Source organism: Arthrobacter sp. GW822-FHT05G07 (assembly GCF_058799755.1).
The window spans coordinates 259,630-275,503 of the sequence record NZ_JBXALT010000004.1 but is presented as its reverse complement, the minus strand read 5'-3'; the positions used below and the strand labels follow the sequence as shown (position 1 = coordinate 275,503).

Below are 15,874 nucleotides of genomic sequence, written 5' to 3'. Positions count from 1 at the left end.
AACGGAGGTATGAGTTACCCATGGTTGAGAACCTTCCCGTCGCCGTGATCGGCGCTGGCCCCATCGGCTTGGCTGCAGCGGCCCACCTGCTGGAGCGCGGTCTGGAGCCAATAGTTTTCGAGGCCGGGCCATCAGCGGGTGCCGCGATTGAACAGTGGCGGCATATCCGGTTGTTCTCACCCTGGAGGTTCAACCTCGACGATGCGGCCCTGCGGCTGCTCGAACCCACAGGCTGGGAATCGCCTCGTCCCACAGCCCTGCCCTACGGCGGTGAACTCATTGATGGCTACCTCGCCCCGCTGGCATCACACCCCGCCCTTGCCTCCCGCTTGCGGACCGGCGCACGCGTCACCGCAGTCACCCGCGCCGGCCTCGACAAAACCCATGTGCGCGACCGCGACACCACCCCATTTATCGTCCGCGTTGAACACGCTGACGGGGAGGTGCGCGACTACACGGTGTCGGCTGTCATCGACGCCTCCGGCACTTGGTCAAACCGCAATCCCCTTGGCACTTCAGGTTTGCCTGCCATCGGTGAGGTTCGTGCATCGGACCGGATCTCGTCACCCCTTCCCGATGTTTCCGGGCGGGATCGGGCGTCGTTCGCTGGCCGACGTGTTTTGGTGGTCGGAGCAGGCCACTCCGCAGCGAACACCCTGATCAACCTCGCGGAACTGGCCACGGAAGATCCCGAAACACGCATTCTCTGGGCCATCCGCGGCGCATCCCCGGAGAAGGTCTACGGCGGCGGCGATGCTGACGGCCTGCCCGCACGCGGACAGCTCGGCTCACGACTTCGCCGTCTGGTGGATGCCGGCACGATCGAACTGCACACAAGCTTCGGCATCAGTTCGCTGGCCGATTCCGAGCACGGCGTGACCGTACTCTCCGGTGACGGTCGCAGTGTGGTGACGGACGTCGTCGTGCCTTGTACCGGATTCCGCCCCGACCTGGACATGCTCCGGGAACTGCGTCTGAACCTGGACCCTGCTGTTGAAGCGCCTACGGAACTGGGGCCCCTGATCGATCCCGAATTCCACTCGTGCGGCACGGTCCCGCCGCACGGCGCCAAGGTCCTCGCCCACCCGGAGAGAGACTTCTATATCGTCGGCATGAAGTCGTACGGCCGTGCACCCACCTTCCTGTTGGCCACCGGCTACGAGCAGGTCCGATCCGTGGCCGCGGCACTGGCCGGGGATCAGGCGGCGGCTGACACCGTGCACCTGGAGCTACCGGAAACCGGTGTCTGCTCATCCGACGCCGGTACCAGCTGCGACGTGCCCGCCGGGGTCCAGTCGTTAGCGGACCAGCAGTCCAGCGGTTGCTGCTCCGCTCCGGAACCAGTGCTCATTGGCATCCCCACGGGATTGGCTCACGGCCGCTCCGCCGCAAACTGACTCCACCACAACCAGCCTGCCCATCCAAGGGAGTAGTGCCATGACCGACCAACAGGAAACGACGCTGGGACTGCAGGACAACACCGAAGTCCTGCACCGGATAAGCAATCGACTTGCGGACCGATTCAGTGGGGTCTTCGCCCCTGAAACAGTGGAGCGCTACGTCTTCGAGTCCTACACGGCCCTGGCCCGGACAGCGAAGATCAGCGCCTACCTGCCGGAGACTACCGAAAACTTCGCCAACGATCGGCTGGCCGCCCTCGCCAAGTCCAAGAACCCCGTGGTTTCCGAAATCCCTGAGGTGTTGTTCGTCTGTGCGCAGAACGCAGGAAGGTCCCAAATGGCCGCGGCCCTGCTCAACGTGGAAGCCAAGGGGAGGGTCCGGGTTCGCTCGGCTGGTTCCATGCCAGCCTCGGAACTGGACCCCCGGGTGGTCGCCGTCATGAATGAAATGGGCCTTGACCTGGGCAAGAACTACCCCAAGCCCCTCACGGACGATGTTGTGCGGGCCTCGGACGTGGTCATCACCATGGGATGTGGGGACTCCTGCCCGATCTACCCTGGTAAGCGATACGAAGACTGGGAAATCACCGACCCCGCAGGCCAATCACTCGACACTGTCCGGGAAATCCGCGAGGAGATCCATAAACGCATCAAGGCCTTGGTGTCGTCCCTCACTAAAGAAGCAGCGCTCTAATGACCCTTCAACACCCCGCAGTCCTCTTCGTCTGCAGCAAGAACGGGGGCAAGTCCCAACTCGCTGCCGGCCTGATGCGTGCACTCGCCGGGGACAAAGTCACTGTCTATTCGGCCGGCACCAAACCAGGCGACTCCTTGAACAGTCAGGCCATGGACTCCCTCACGGAGCTGGGCATCAATGTCACCGGTGAGTATCCCAAGCCTGTCACCAACGAAGTCCTCAGTCTCGTGGACGCCGTCATTGTCTTGGGCGCGGAGGCCAAGCTCGATCCGCCTCCCGGCCAACTGTTTGAAGTATGGGACACCGACGAACCCTCCGAGCGTGGCATCCAAGGCATGGAACGCATGCGCCTGGTCAGAGATGACATCCACGCACGGGTTCAGAAGTTGTACGGCGAACTCGTGGGCAGCCTGTGACTAGGCGCTGACGGTGTTCCGTTCACGGTAACCGTCGGCGGCGTAAACACCCAGGACCCGAACCTCGGTGGTGAAGAACTCGAGTTCCTCCAGCGCACGGCGGAGTCGAGCATCCTCAGGGTGCCCTTCGACGTCGGAAAGGAACATGGTGGCTGCGAACTCGTCGCCCACCATGTAGCTTTCCAGTCGCGTCATGTTGAGGCCGTTGGTCGCAAAACCGCCAAGTGCCTTGTAAAGGGCCGACGGAACGTTGCGGACGCGGAACACAAAACTGGTGATCGCTGGACCGGGCAGTTCTTCCTTGGTGGGAAGCTCGCGTTCACGGGCCAGAACAACAAAGCGTGTGGTGTTGGTGGGATCGTCCTCCACTCCGGAGGCCAACACTTCAAGCCCGTAAAGCCCGGCAGCGAGCGGCGGAGCGAGGGACAACTTCCGGGGATCGTTCCAGTCCCGGACTTCGCGGGCCGAGCCGGCGGTGTCACCAGCGATGACGGGCTTAAGGCCGGCTTCCCGGATGATCCTGCGGCACTGCCCCAAAGCGTGAATGTGGCTATGGACCTCCGTGGCGCCTTCAATGGTGCTGCCCGGGATCCCTAAAAGGTCGAAGCGGATGGGCAGGAAGTACTCGCCGACGATCTGCAGCTTGGACTGGGGGAGAAGGACGTGGATATCGGCCACTCTCCCGGCGATGGAGTTCTCAATGGGGATCATGGCCAGATCCACTTCGCCGGTGGACACTAGTTCAAATGCGTCCTCAAAGCTCGCACATGGAACGCTTTCTAGTTCGGGGAACATTTCCTTGCACGCGAGATCCGAATTGGCTCCCGGCTCACCTTGGTACGCAATCTTCTGGGCCATGCTGCTCATGGTTACATGCGGAGCCTTCCGCAACCCAACCGCGTCCACCCTGTGACTGGAAAACCAACTGACTGGCATTAGTGGGTGGAACGAGGACTCATAGCAACCACAAATGCCAGTCAGTTGGGAAGGGGGTTAGCCGTTGATGACCTGCGGAACGCCCAGGGCCTTGAGGCCTTCGGCGCCGAACTCGAGGCCGTAGCCGGACTGCTTGGCACCGCCGAACGGGACGCGGGGGTCCACGGCGCCGTGCTTGTTGATCCACACGGTGCCGGCCTGGATGCGTGAAGCGACTTCGCGTGCGGCACCCAAGTCGGAGGACCAGACGGAGGCGCCCAGTCCGACGTCGAGCGCGTTCGCCTTGGCGACGGCCTCGTCAACGGTGCTGTACTTGATGATCGGCAGGGCGGGTCCGAACTGTTCCTCCGCGACCAGCGGGTTGTCGTTGTCGATGTCAGCCACCAGCGTGGTGGGGTAGAAGTTGCCGGGCTGGTGGTCGTCGGGGTTGCCGCCGATCAGGATCCGGGCGCCGGACTCGCGAGCGGCCTCAACCAGCCGGGCCACGATGTCGTATTGCTGCCGGTTCTGCAGCGGGCCCAGGACGTTGTTCTCATCCAAACCGTTGCCCATGGGCATCGCAGCAGCAACGGCAGTGAGCTCGGTGCAGACGGCGTCGTACTGGGACTCATGGACGTACAGGCGCTTCAGGGCGGCGCAGGTCTGGCCGGTGTTGATGAACGCGCCCCAGAACAGGCCTTCGGCGATGGCTTTGGGGTCGGAGTCGGGCAGGACGATCCCGGCGTCGTTGCCGCCGAGTTCCAGCGTGAGCCGCTTGACGGTATCGGCCGAGGAGCGAATGATTGCCTTGCCCGTGGCGGTGGAGCCGGTGAACATGACCTTGCCAATGGCATCGTGCGAGGCCAGCGCTTCGCCGACGTCGCGGCCGCCGGAGACCACGGACAGCAGGCCTTCGGGCAGCTCTTCGTTGATGATCGAAGCCAGTGCCAGCACGGACAACGGAGTGTACTCGGAGGGCTTGACCACCACGGCGTTGCCCATGCGCAGCGCCGGCGCGATCTGCCAGACGGTGATCATCATGGGCCAGTTCCAGGGGCCAATGGCACCCACGACGCCGATGGGCCGGTAGTGCAGTTCGGCGCGGGTTTCGCCGTCGTCCACCACGGTTTCGGGGTCCAGCGGCGTAGCTGCTGTGGCGCGTAGCCAGGCGGCGCAGGCGCCGACTTCGAAGCGCGCGTTCGGGCCGTTCAGCGGTTTGCCTTGCTCACGGGAGAGCAGTTGGGCGAGTTCTTCGGCGGAACGTTCGACGGCGTCGGCGGCCTTCATGAGCGCAGCGGACCTGGCGTCGTGTCCTAAGGCAGCCCACTCGGGTTGCGCGGTAGCTGCGGCGGCGATGGCGGCTTCGAGGTCCTCGACGGTGTGAACAGGGGCTTGGCCAACAGCCTCGCCCGTGGCCGGGTCAAGGATGGTGCGGCTGTTCTGGCCAGTGGCCGGGGTGATCGAGGCCAGCAGGGCGTCGTAAGTCTCCATTGGTACTCCGCTCGTGTAGTAAGTCTTGGCGGCCGGTTGGGCGCGCGGCGATGTTTCCAGTGTGGTCGGGATCACGCGATGAGCCCTTGTCTACGCACGAACAGCCCTTGACGGGAAGCGAACGCTTTGCCGGCGGTACCTGGTGCTTCATAATCGAGCTTGTGACTCTTGCCTCCCTCGCAGCCTTCGCTGGTCTCTGCCTGGTCCTGTCCGTAACGCCGGGTCCGGACACTTTCCTTGTCCTGCGCATCGCGTTGAACCGTCCCAGTGCGGGCATTGCTGCGGCGGCAGGGTCTGCGCTTGGCGCGATTGCCTGGGCTGGTTTGGTGGGTGTGGGCCTGGCTGCGATTCTCGAGCAGTCCGCGGAACTGTTCCGCTGGGTCAAGATCGCCGGCGGCCTTTACTTGCTGTATTTGGGCGTTTCGTCGTTCATCAAATCCCGGAAGGCCGCCAAAGCCAGCGCCGACGGAACAGGGGATAGCGCGCCTCTCCCGTACAGCCGGCTCTCCGCTCTGGGAGCCGGGGCGCTGTCCACGCTGCTCAACCCCAAGGTTGGTTTGTTTTACCTGGCTGTGGTCCCGCAGTTCATCCCGCACGGCGGCGACACCATGGGCACCTCGCTCATCCTGGGTGTGGTGGTGGCAGTCATCGCCTTCGCCTATTTGTCGATGATCGCCGTCGTGGCATTCAAGGCGATGCGGTGGCTCAAGCGCCCTAAGGTGAGTACCGTCGTCGAGCGTGTCAGCAGCGGTGTGATCGCCGGGCTGGGTGTCGGCGTGGTGGCGTCGGGCGCCACCAGCTAGCTAACTAGTTCAGCGAGATGCGCAGACGTTCCACGCCCTCGGAGCCTTCCGGCACTTGTTCCATGAGCTCCGGTTCATTGGCAAGGCGACCAAGCATGTTTGCCAGGTGGTCCCGTTCGGCGGGCTTGTAGGTGACGCCACGAAGGTCAGAGGCTCGGACAACAGAGGCCAAAGTAAGGAAGTCATCGATGTGTCGCTGCCGTAGGGGGTCGTTGATGATGGTCAGCGCTGCCGCTTTGCCGATGAGACTACCGAGGATCGTGGGCCGGTTGACACTGCCGGACGCTGATCCGGCCTGAACTCCGACGGTTTCGGAGCGATCGAGCGCTTGCTGGCTGGCTGGTGCAGCAATCGTGGTCCCGCCGGTAAACCCGCGTCTCTTCTCGGCGCGTTCACCCAGGTGGCGCGGAATGAGAACGTCCACCAAAGCTTGGCCGCGCTCCCATCGATGCTGGTAGCCCTCCGGGGATTCTCCAGCGGATTCGAAGCCGAGCCTCACCAGGAGCTCAGTGAAATCGTGAAGCATCGTGGGGTATGCCCGGATGTCCAACGCCATATCGGCGTCCTTGGTGGGTCGCACGTACGGGGCACCTCGTTCGATAGCGTGCAGGAAAACCGCTTGGCCGCCGACCAGGACCCAACCCTGCGGCATCACACTATGGATTTCGAAGACAGCCTGCCACGCTTCCTGCTGTTCGGTGAGCATTGCGGGAAGTTCAATGGGCATGGACGCTCCTGAGGATTTCACGTGCGGCTTGTTGTTCACGGACACCGGGCCGTTCGGCCAAGTCTGCCGCCACCACTAGTGGGGGAAGTTCGTCGGGGACTTGGTCGGCGGCGCGGAGGATTACATTCGGCCTCTTGCCGGGGAATGGCTCAACCAGGAACCAGTCCTTGACGATGTCCTTGAGTTCGTCGCGTCGCACGTATGCTTCAACCTCTGAGTTGGCAAGCAGCCCAGAGCGCGGGTGAGAGACTCCGGAGAGGTGAATTCGTTTGTCCTCCCGAAGCTCGGCGATGTCGTCCTGGCTGGAAGAGAACTCGAATCTTTCGGCGCGATTGGCAAGCCATGCTGCGAGAAGCTTGAGTGAGTCGGGGGAGTCCTGCAGCCGGCTGATGCGCTCTTTCAGGCGATGTTTCTCGACCGGGGAGGGTTCGAGGTAATCAAGGAGAGAGTGCCGTGGGCTGTTTTCCCAGAAGCAGGACACGAGTTGCCAGGCGCTGCGTTCGGACAGCGGCCGGCCGGCGGGCTTTCCAGACCGGTACTGGGCAGCGTTGGCTTCCTCAACAACCCAGCGTCCACCCACTCGTTGGCCGCGTATACGTCCGGATTGGACGAGCTGCCGCGCTCGGCTCTCGTTGACGTTGAGGCGCTTCGCCAGCTCGGGGATACTCAATGCCATTTCATAATCATATCGGTATCGCTATGAATATGTAATCAGTCTTTGGGTCAAGAAGCTACTGGAAGTGCGGGCCGTGGGTGCTCAGGGCGGGTTTCCCCCGCCAAGGCTGACCTTAGAGCCCTAGCCATTCGTAGCTCCTGCAGTCTTCGGTTCTCCCTCTACATGTGGCAAGGAATCAATGACGATATCGCGGTGGTCATCGACCCGGGAGGTACTGGCGTGGTGGCGTCGGGCGCCACCAGCTAGCTAGCCGGCCAGTAGCGCCAGGTAATTATCCAGCTGCCCCGCGAGGTCGCGCGAGAAATGCTCGGCGGGGGACAACGCCACAACGATTTGCGCCCCCAGCATCATGTTCAGCAGGTGGTCGGCGACGGCGGCGTCCCCGATAGGGGTGGTGATCTCACCGGCCGCCCGGGCTGCCGCGCAATGAGCCGTGATGGTGGTGTGCCACTGGCTCATGGACTCGCTGTGGAGTGCTGCCATGTCAGCGTCGTTCAGTGCCTTCTGCCAGAACGGAATCACGATTCGGGCTTCGTTGACGCGTTCTTCATCCAGCGGCAGGACTTCGGCGCAGAACGCGCGGAGGGCCGCCACCCCTGAGAGTCCATCTGTCATGGTGGCGATGCGTTGGTTGGTGCGGTTGAAAACGTGCCCGAACGCCGACGTCAGCAGGAGGTCCTTGGTGGGGAAGTAGGGCTTGAGGGCGCCGTTGGCGAAGCCTGCTTCCTCGGCGATTTCCCGCATGGTGGCACCTTCCATGCCCAGCCTCGCGATGATCCGCCATGTTGCGTCTACCAGTTCGAGGCGTCGTTGATCGTGGTCAACAATCTTTGGCACTGGATGGGCTCCCGGAAAAATAAATGGTGGACAGGTCTTGTGACCCATCTTACGTTTTGGTTATTCTCTACACCTATAGAAAATAAATCCTGACCATCATAGGTCCCGGACCAGAGGCAGCCATGACGCCCACAGCAACTGAGACAGCAACTGACGCCGTAGCCACTGAGGCAACGCAGTACGCCCTGGCAACGGGCGCCGAGATCTCTGAGGTCCAGGCGATCCTGCAGGCCGCCGGACACCTCGGTTCCGAAAGGCGGATCGCTTACCTAGGGCTGGTGGATCCTTCCCGGGGGCAGGCAGAAGTAGACCGCCGTTTCCGCGCCTTCATTCACGACATCTCTGGCGGAGCCCCAACTGATGTCCTCGTTTCCGTGACCCGCGGCGAGATCCTGACAGCCATAGAGCTGGACACCAAGGTCTCAGGCGAACTCCCTGTGCTGGAAGAAGAATTTGAGGTGGTCGAGACACTCCTCGCCACCGATGAGCGTTGGCTCGCCGCCCTCGCTGCCCGGGACCTGGACGTGAAAAATGTTCGCGTTGCTCCGTTGTCCGCGGGCGTTTTTGAGTACGCCGAAGAGAAAGGCCGCCGCATCCTCCGTGGGCTCGCGTTTGTACAGGACTTCCCGGAGGACAGCGCTTGGGCCCATCCCGTCGATGGACTGGTGGCGTACGTGGACGTGGTCAACAAGGAAGTCACCCAGGTCATTGACCTAGGCGTCATGCCAATCCCGGCTGAGCACGGAAACTACACGGATCCGGAACTGACGGGCCCGCTCCGGGAAACGCAGAAGCCCATCAGCATCACGCAGCCGGAAGGCCCCAGCTTCACCGTCACCGGCGGAAACCATGTGGAGTGGGAGAAGTGGAGCGTGGACGTTGGCTTCGATGTCCGCGAAGGTGTTGTCCTTCATAACCTGGCGTTCCAGGACGGCGGCAAGAAGCGTCCCATCATCAACCGTGCCTCCATCGCCGAAATGGTTGTTCCGTACGGTGATCCCTCGCCCATTCGGTCATGGCAGAACTACTTCGACACCGGTGAATACCTGGTGGGTCAGTACGCGAACTCCTTGGAGCTGGGCTGCGATTGCCTGGGTGACATCACGTACCTCAGCCCTGTCATCAGCGATGCTTTCGGCAACCCACGCGAGATCCGCAACGGCATCTGCATGCACGAGGAAGACTGGGGCATCCTCTCCAAGCACTCTGACCTGTGGACCGGCATCAATTACACCCGCCGCAACCGCCGGCTGGTGATCTCCTTCTTCACTACCATCGGCAACTACGACTACGGCTTTTACTGGTACCTCTACTTGGATGGCACCATCGAATTCGAAGCAAAGGCCACCGGCGTCGTATTCACCAGTGCATTCCCGGAAGGCGGCTCGGACAACATCTCCCAGCTGGCCCCCGGCCTCGGCGCCCCGTTCCATCAGCACCTCTTCAGCGCCCGGCTGGACATGGCAGTTGACGGTTTCGCCAACCGCGTGGAGGAAGAAGACGTGGTCCGGCAGGCAATGGGCGAAGGCAACGAGCGTGGCAATGCGTTCTCCCGCAAGCGCACTGTCCTGGCCACAGAGTCCCAGGCCGTCCGCGAAGCCGATGCCCGCGCAGGCCGCACCTGGATCATCTCCAACCCCGAGTCCAAAAACCGCCTGGGTGAGCCGGTCGGCTACAAACTCCACGCCGAGAACCAGCCCACGCTGCTGGCTGATCCCGGTTCCTCCATTGCGAAGCGTGCGGCTTTCGCCACCAAGGACGTATGGGTCACCCGCTATGCCGACGAGGAACGCTACCCCACGGGCGACTTCGTGAACCAGCACTCCGGCGGCGCCGGTTTGCCGGCCTATGTGGCCCAGGACCGCGACATCGACGGCCAGGACATCGTCCTCTGGCACACCTTCGGCCTCACTCACTTCCCGCGGGTGGAGGACTGGCCCATCATGCCCGTGGACACCGTCGGCTTCAAACTCCGTCCGGAAGGCTTCTTTGACCGCAGCCCGGTCCTGGACGTGCCGGCCAACGCAACAGGCTCGAGCTGCCACAGCGAGGCAGCCTCCGGCAGCGAGCACGGCGGGGAACATGGCGAGCCTGCCGGGCACTGCCACTAAGCCGCAGCCCGGGCTTCAGACCCAGGACACGGAAATGACAGGACGGGTCCGGGCCTTCGGACCCGTCCTCCATCCCCGGATCTGCGCGGCCCTCACGGCGGTCTCTTGCCTGGTGCACCTGTGGCTCGCAGCCTCGGGACACCACGGCGCGTGGCTGGGCATCCTCATGATCGGCCTGGCGGCAGTGTGTGTTCCGTGCACCGTCCATATCTGGCGCCACAGCCGGGTGGGCGCACTCCACCAGGTGACCATCTCAGCACTGGCGATGGTGGGACTTCATGCCGTCCTGCTGCTGGGAGCAGGCGGTTCCGGACACGCCCACGGCCGGGGACCGGCGTCGAACGCTGTTGATACCTCCGGCGCTGCCGGTTTGTTGCTGGTGATCGGATTGGAAATCACGACGGCGTTACTCGCCGCCACGCTGGTGGCCCGCCTCCGGCGCCGGGCTGGTGTGACGGGCTGACCTATCTCCTCCGCCGCAATGGCCCATCTTTGCCGCAGCAAGACCCGGTTTTCAACCTTTGCGAGTTGCAGGGCGCGGGGAAGGAATTCAAAGTAGGGCTGGAAGCGACTGGGCATCTTGTGTCCTACGTCCCCGGTGCCACAATTGACCCATGGCCGCAGCGTGGTCAATTCGTGAGGGGTTCCGCAGCGGACCTGACCCGGATGCGCTGCGCCGTCCCTTCTTCTACGCAGCACTCGTTGTCTTCGCCGTAGTAGTACTGGCCGAAGTGGGCATGTCGCTCCTGCTGGGCCAGACCGCCGTCGAGCCTGTCTCCGCAGCCGACGCCAACAAGCTGGGCGTTCCGCTGGATGTTTTCCGCAGTTTGCAGCGGCCGGGCGCCGATCCGCCGGGCGCCGGAATCGGTTTTCTGGCGTTCCTGGACGGACTCTTGCTGTTCACCGTGGTGATGCTGGGGCTCAGCTTGATCATGGATCTGCGGACGTATGGGCGCGTTCAGGGCATCGCCACACTCATCGTGACCCTGCTGTGGGTCATCGCGGCCTTCCTCACGGCGATGCTGGCGCTGGCGAAATTGTTTCTCATGATCGGGCTCTTTGTGGCCGCGCCATTCGGCACCATCGCGTACCTGGCCCTATGGGGGAGCTTTCCCAAAGGCCAGGCCGCGGCCATTCTTGGAATGCTGCTGGTGCTCAAGATCGTCTTCGCGGTGCTGCTGATCCTGAGCCAACCCAAATTCTTGAAAGTCACCGGCCTGGTGGTGCTACTAGCGGTTTCGGTGCTGCTCCAAGTAATTCTGGGAATCATTCACGGGTTCCTGCCCGGGCCGCTGGTGTCCATCGGGGACCAGTTCTGGGCGTTGATCACCGTGGTAGTGGCGCTGGTGTGGGCATTGATCATGCTGATCGCGTCCATCCCGGCGATCATCAACGCCTTGCGGGTGAGCGGTTCGGCTGGGGACTGAGCGTCAGCCGATCTCGCCCTCGTCGGGGAAAGCGATTGCGACGTCGACTGTGATTGGATTGCTGGTTGCGCCGTCGAGCGAGGCGGTGACATTCGCTCGTCCGTTACGAACGCCAGTGACGACCCCGGACCTGCTGACAATGACCACTAGAGGCGGACTGGAACTGGCATTCCATGACACAGCCGCCTTGGTGCTTGTAGATCCGTCACTGAAAGTGACTGTGGCAGCCAGTTGGATGGACTGCTGAGGTGTGAGCCGGTGAGGTCCGGCAGGGCCGATGGTGATGGATCGCGCCACTGGCTCCACTGTGACTGATGCCGTAGCTTGCCACTCCTTGCCGTTGGCGTCGACGCATAGCGCGGTTATTCTCGTCGATCCAGGACCGGTGCCTGTGACTGAGCCCGAGGTATTCACATTCGCGATCTTGGAATCTGTCGAGGACCACTTCACCGTAGTGGGGGGTACCCGCGTCCCGTCCGTAGCAGTTATGAAGGCGGTCAGTGGTTGTGTTTGTGTGTGCTTGACACGCAGCGTGGCAGGGTCGACGACGCACCCGTTGGGGACAACCGTGGGATTGGGGGTGCCCGGGTCAGTGACTGTGATGGCAGCCGTTGCCTGAATGGTCCCTTCCGTTGCGGAGATCGTGGCGACACCTGGGTTCATCCCCGTGACCATGCCGAGGCCGTCCACCGTAGCGATGCCTGGATTGCGGGACTCCCAAATCGCTGGTTCGTTGCGGTTACCGATCGAATTATCGCTGAACGTACCCTCAGCGATAAGTTGAGTGGTTCCACCAAGGCTCACGGTGGTTTGGTCCGGTTTGATCCTTAGGCCGGTCAGTAGCCCGGGCCCATCGGTGACGGTGAGGTTCAACATGCCTTTAACGTCGCTATGCATGGCTGTGATCACCACAGTGCCGGCCGTCGCGGCAGTTACTTCACCTATTGGGGAGACTGCGGCCACCTCCGGCTTGTCCGACGTCCAAGTGAGGCCATCAACCAATTCCTTCGTCTCATCGTTGCTGTACGTTCCTCGGGCCGTGAGGTCGAGCTTGGTGTCAGGGCGCAGCAATTGACTCGATGCTGTGACCGTGATCGACTGCAGAGTCACGGGACCGGGCCCACCTTCATCGTCCGGGGCTGCGAAAACTGCCGCCACAAAAGCCGCCATCAAAGCCACCGACACCACCGCGGCCACCACCCAGGCCCGAATGATTCGCCGGCGGACCGTGGACATCCCTTCGGCCAGGGCGAGACCCAAGTCCGCGGGATGTGTTCGCGCGTGCAGCGAAGCTTCGGCCAGTAACCGCTGCCGCAGCGCGTCCCTCATGGCCGGCCTTCCTCCAAGGCCAGCCCGCCGGTTGTCGCCTCGGCGTGTGCCAAGGATCTGCCAACACTCTCCGCCGGACGCCCTGTCAAGCCCGCAATTTCACCGACAGTCAGGTTGGCGAACTCGTGGAGCACAATGGTTATCCGCTCCTCATAGGGGAGCTTTGACAGCGCGCTCTCTTTTACCCAGGGCGGCTTTGGAGGTCCGTCTGGCGGGCCTGCCTTCACCCACTTTTCATGTTTTCGGAGCATTTCCACAAAAACGCACAACGTATAAACACGCAACTGGGGAGTCACCGGTCCCTTCCAGTCGCTTGATGCAAGTGACCAGGATGCTTCGAGCAACTGCCGGGCCGTCTTCGGGTCGTCGCACAGAAGATGAGCGCAGTATTCCATATCGCCCCTCTGCCGTTCGAAGACGCTGCGCAGCTCATTTTCGCGGTCCCGCAGCGCTGGAGCAATCTTCAGGGTGGGGATGGGCCCCAGCTCAACTTCCCTGACCATCGGCATGAAGACTCCAGCGACGAGCAGCACAATACCGGCACCCACCGCCAAGGAAAGCACAACGTCCCGCGCTTCTTCCGGAAGGAATGCCATTCCGGAAATGAGAATAATCACGGCAGCGGCAATTACAGCCATTCCCAAGGCTGCAAGCACAACCCGCAGCGGAGTAAGTGCGCTTCGGATATGCCGCTTTGGCTGTTCGCACATGCTGTACCAGCTTAGGAAGGTGTGCGGTGGGTATCACAGAAATTTTACGTCTATCGATTGGATTTTTGAACAGACAGCAGCTCTCAACTGGAGGATTCTTCCAGTACCCGGTTCTCAGGTCGGTTCCGATACGCGGCGAGGAAATGGCCGATCCGGCGCACCGCTTCCTCGATGTCCCCCACATCCGGCAGGATCACGAAACGGAAATGGTCCGGCGTGGGCCAGTTGAAGGCCGTGCCGTGCGAGATCAGGATCTTCTGTTCCTTGAGGAGTTGAAGCACAAACTTCTCGTCCGAGGCAATCGGGTAGATCTCCGGGTCCAGCTTGGGGAAGAGGTACATGGCACCCGCGGCGGGGACGCAGCTGACGCCCGGGATCGCCGTCAATAATTTCCATGCGAGATCCCGTTGCTCGCGCAGTCGGCCGCCGGGACGGATCAGGGCCTCGATGCTTTGGTGCCCGCCAAGGCAGGTTTGGATGGCGTGCTGCGCAGGGACGTTTGCGCACAGCCGCAGTGAGGCCAGCAGTTCCAAGGACTCCCGGTACGCCGCCGTTGCGGTCAACGGCCCGGTGACGGCAACCCAGCCAGCCCGGTAGCCGGGCATGCGATACGCCTTGGACAAGCCGCTGAACGTCAGGACACAAACATCTTCTGCCACTGCGGCCGTGTGGATGTGGGGTGCGTCGACGTATCGGATTTTCTCGTAGATCTCATCGGAGAACAGGACAAGATCGTGTTTTCGCGCCAGTGATGCGAACTGCTCCAGTATGTGGCGGGGGTAAACGGCGCCCGTGGGGTTGTTCGGGTTGATGATCACGATGCCCTTGGTACGGGGCGTGATCTTCGCTTCGACGTCGGCCATGTCCGGCCACCAATTCTCGTCCTCATCGCACAAATAGTGCACTGGGCTGCCTCCGGTGAGCGTCACGGCGGCAGTCCACAGCGGGTAGTCCGGCGCAGGAATAAGGATCTCGTCACCGTTCTCCATAAACGCCTGCAGAGTCATGGAAATGAGCTCGCTGACGCCGTTGCCAATGAAGACATCCTCGACGCCGATGGTCATCAGACCTCGTGTTTGGTAGTACTGCGAGATCGCGGTGCGGGCGGAGAAGATGCCCTTGGAATCGCTGTATCCCTGCGCGCCGCGAAGGTGATGGATCATATCCACCACTACAGACTCCGGCGCCTCCAACCCGAACGGCGCGGTGTCCCCGAGGTTCATCTTGAGGATGCGGTGGCCCTCGGCCTCCATGGCTTTGGCAGCCTGGAGGATGGGACCGCGGAGTTCATAGCGGACGTTCTGGAGTTTGCTGGAGTGTTGCATGGGACGCATGGTTGATCTTTTCACGTCACGGGACCATGTGGTAAACGCGTTCCGGCATCCGTCATTGCGTCAATGTGTCGCACAGCCGAGGGCTGGTGACGCAGATTCCGGGATCGACCACAATGCTGGACCGGAGCTCGGTGCGCACAAAGACCACAGTATTGACTCTGACCCTCTCCCCGGCCTGTGGAATCACTTCCAACACAACGCACCGCTGAAGGGAGAGCGCAGGCGAGGCCTGGCATGTGGAGCCTTGCCGGAAGTCCAGCTGGATCTGCGCTGCTTGGAAGGCTGTCCGGGCGTTTTCGATCCGTAGGCCCACCACACTCGGCACGGTTGCTTGCACCGGCACCGCAATTTCGAGATTCACGGTGCTGCCACGGCCCACCTTTTCGCCGCCGGCCGGGGTTTGGTTCACCACCGTGCCCTCTGCCTCGGTGCTCTCTGTCTGTGTCGTAGTGGCTGTGAAGCCCGCACCGGTGATGATCTGCACCGCTTCGGCCTGCGGCTTGGTTTTCACGTCGGGGACGTTGGCGTCCTTGAAGATGAAGAACAGGATCAGGCCCACGACGGCCAGCAGCACCACGCCGCCGATGATCACCCACAACCACGGGAAGGGCCGGGGCGGCTTGGGCTTTTCGGCTGCGGGAACGGTCAACGTGACGACGTGCGCCTGGTCAGCGTAGTCCTCCGGCGCGTCGTCGGCGGAGTATGCGATCAGCTTGACCGGATAGCTGCCCGCGGACGCGCCCGCGGTATCGAAATTGACCACGTATTGTTCCGTGGCCCCGGCAGCGATGGTCCGCAGCGGGTTGGGGATGGTGGCATACGTTTTCGACGGCGGATTGGTCACCTGCCCGGGGAACGCCCCGAGCACCACGCGCTCGGCTTCGGTGGAGCCGTTGGTGACGGACGCCGTCAGCGATCCCTTTCCGTCCTTGAGGACAACGTCCGGGGAGCTCAACGTCATGGTGATGGTAGTCATGGCTCAACAACTCCTGGGATGGCGG

At 62.5% G+C, this 15,874-nt stretch carries 16 protein-coding genes; 7 read left to right on the top strand and 9 right to left on the bottom strand.

The features are described from left to right. Positions 1-20: 20 nt before the first annotated feature. From AC1RJY_RS08615 to AC1RJY_RS08605, 3 genes are read left to right on the top strand one after another with little or no spacing between them, the layout of a single operon-like run. Positions 21-1,397, top strand: a complete 1,377-nt coding sequence (locus tag AC1RJY_RS08615; RefSeq protein WP_498602122.1) for an FAD-dependent oxidoreductase — start codon at positions 21-23, stop codon at positions 1,395-1,397. 40 nt (positions 1,398-1,437) lie between these two features. After that, positions 1,438-2,094, top strand: coding sequence for an arsenate reductase ArsC (locus AC1RJY_RS08610; RefSeq protein ID WP_498602121.1), 657 nt, complete (start codon positions 1,438-1,440; stop codon positions 2,092-2,094). Further along, positions 2,094-2,513: an arsenate-mycothiol transferase ArsC gene (locus tag AC1RJY_RS08605; RefSeq protein ID WP_498602120.1), complete on the top strand. Its 420-nt coding sequence runs from the start codon at positions 2,094-2,096 to the stop codon at positions 2,511-2,513. The genes AC1RJY_RS08610 and AC1RJY_RS08605 overlap by 1 nt, the downstream gene beginning before the upstream one ends. On the opposite strand, the gene AC1RJY_RS08600 is transcribed toward AC1RJY_RS08605, so the two are convergent. Both AC1RJY_RS08600 and AC1RJY_RS08595 read right to left on the bottom strand, forming a co-directional pair. Further along, positions 2,514-3,371: a prephenate dehydratase gene (locus AC1RJY_RS08600; RefSeq protein WP_043806369.1), complete on the bottom strand. Its 858-nt coding sequence runs from the start codon at positions 3,369-3,371 to the stop codon at positions 2,514-2,516. It abuts the gene before it with no gap. A gap of 135 nt (positions 3,372-3,506) precedes the next feature. Next, the gene (locus tag AC1RJY_RS08595) at positions 3,507-4,919 is read right to left on the bottom strand and encodes an aldehyde dehydrogenase family protein (RefSeq protein WP_210066270.1); all 1,413 of its coding nucleotides are present in this window, start codon (positions 4,917-4,919) and stop codon (positions 3,507-3,509) included. A gap of 161 nt (positions 4,920-5,080) precedes the next feature. On the opposite strand from AC1RJY_RS08595, the gene AC1RJY_RS08590 reads away from it, so the two are divergent. After that, positions 5,081-5,722: a LysE family translocator gene (locus tag AC1RJY_RS08590; RefSeq protein ID WP_210065745.1), complete on the top strand. Its 642-nt coding sequence runs from the start codon at positions 5,081-5,083 to the stop codon at positions 5,720-5,722. A 4-nt stretch (positions 5,723-5,726) separates the two neighbouring features. On the opposite strand, the gene AC1RJY_RS08585 is transcribed toward AC1RJY_RS08590, so the two are convergent. The 3 genes from AC1RJY_RS08585 to AC1RJY_RS08575 form a co-directional block, all read right to left on the bottom strand. Next, positions 5,727-6,449, bottom strand: coding sequence for a hypothetical protein (locus AC1RJY_RS08585; protein WP_210065746.1), 723 nt, complete (start codon positions 6,447-6,449; stop codon positions 5,727-5,729). Beyond that, complete coding sequence (locus tag AC1RJY_RS08580; RefSeq protein ID WP_017200067.1) at positions 6,439-7,125, bottom strand: helix-turn-helix domain-containing protein; 687 nt, start codon at positions 7,123-7,125, stop codon at positions 6,439-6,441. Before AC1RJY_RS08580 ends, AC1RJY_RS08585 begins: the two co-directional genes overlap by 11 nt. Positions 7,126-7,371: 246 nt before the next feature. After that, a complete protein-coding gene (locus AC1RJY_RS08575) occupies positions 7,372-7,962 on the bottom strand; it encodes a TetR/AcrR family transcriptional regulator (RefSeq protein WP_210065747.1) in 591 nt (196 codons plus the stop codon). Between the two features lie 122 nt (positions 7,963-8,084). On the opposite strand from AC1RJY_RS08575, the gene AC1RJY_RS08570 reads away from it, so the two are divergent. The 3 genes from AC1RJY_RS08570 (at position 8,085) to AC1RJY_RS08560 (ending at position 11,500) form a co-directional block, all read left to right on the top strand. Then, on the top strand, positions 8,085-10,073 hold the full coding sequence (locus AC1RJY_RS08570) for a primary-amine oxidase (protein ID WP_498602119.1): 1,989 nt from the start codon (positions 8,085-8,087) through the stop codon (positions 10,071-10,073). A gap of 34 nt (positions 10,074-10,107) precedes the next feature. Continuing rightward, the gene (locus AC1RJY_RS08565) at positions 10,108-10,536 is read left to right on the top strand and encodes a hypothetical protein (protein ID WP_498602118.1); all 429 of its coding nucleotides are present in this window, start codon (positions 10,108-10,110) and stop codon (positions 10,534-10,536) included. Positions 10,537-10,687: 151 nt separating this feature from the next. After that, on the top strand, positions 10,688-11,500 hold the full coding sequence (locus AC1RJY_RS08560; RefSeq protein ID WP_011776236.1) for a hypothetical protein: 813 nt from the start codon (positions 10,688-10,690) through the stop codon (positions 11,498-11,500). Between the two features lie 3 nt (positions 11,501-11,503). Here the strand turns inward: AC1RJY_RS08560 and AC1RJY_RS08555 are convergent, their stop codons facing one another. From AC1RJY_RS08555 to AC1RJY_RS08540, 4 genes are all read right to left on the bottom strand, one after another. Then, complete coding sequence (locus tag AC1RJY_RS08555) at positions 11,504-12,829, bottom strand: Ig-like domain-containing protein (protein ID WP_210065754.1); 1,326 nt, start codon at positions 12,827-12,829, stop codon at positions 11,504-11,506. Further along, positions 12,826-13,539 carry an RNA polymerase sigma factor gene (locus AC1RJY_RS08550; protein ID WP_011776234.1) on the bottom strand — a complete coding sequence of 238 codons (714 nt, stop codon included), beginning with the start codon at positions 13,537-13,539 and terminating at the stop codon, positions 12,826-12,828. The genes AC1RJY_RS08555 and AC1RJY_RS08550 overlap by 4 nt, the downstream gene beginning before the upstream one ends. An 83-nt stretch (positions 13,540-13,622) precedes the next feature. Further along, positions 13,623-14,873 carry a pyridoxal phosphate-dependent aminotransferase gene (locus AC1RJY_RS08545; protein WP_498602117.1) on the bottom strand — a complete coding sequence of 417 codons (1,251 nt, stop codon included), beginning with the start codon at positions 14,871-14,873 and terminating at the stop codon, positions 13,623-13,625. Positions 14,874-14,925: 52 nt separating this feature from the next. Next, positions 14,926-15,849 carry a PASTA domain-containing protein gene (locus tag AC1RJY_RS08540; RefSeq protein ID WP_498602116.1) on the bottom strand — a complete coding sequence of 308 codons (924 nt, stop codon included), beginning with the start codon at positions 15,847-15,849 and terminating at the stop codon, positions 14,926-14,928. Between the last annotated feature and the right edge of the window lie 25 nt (positions 15,850-15,874).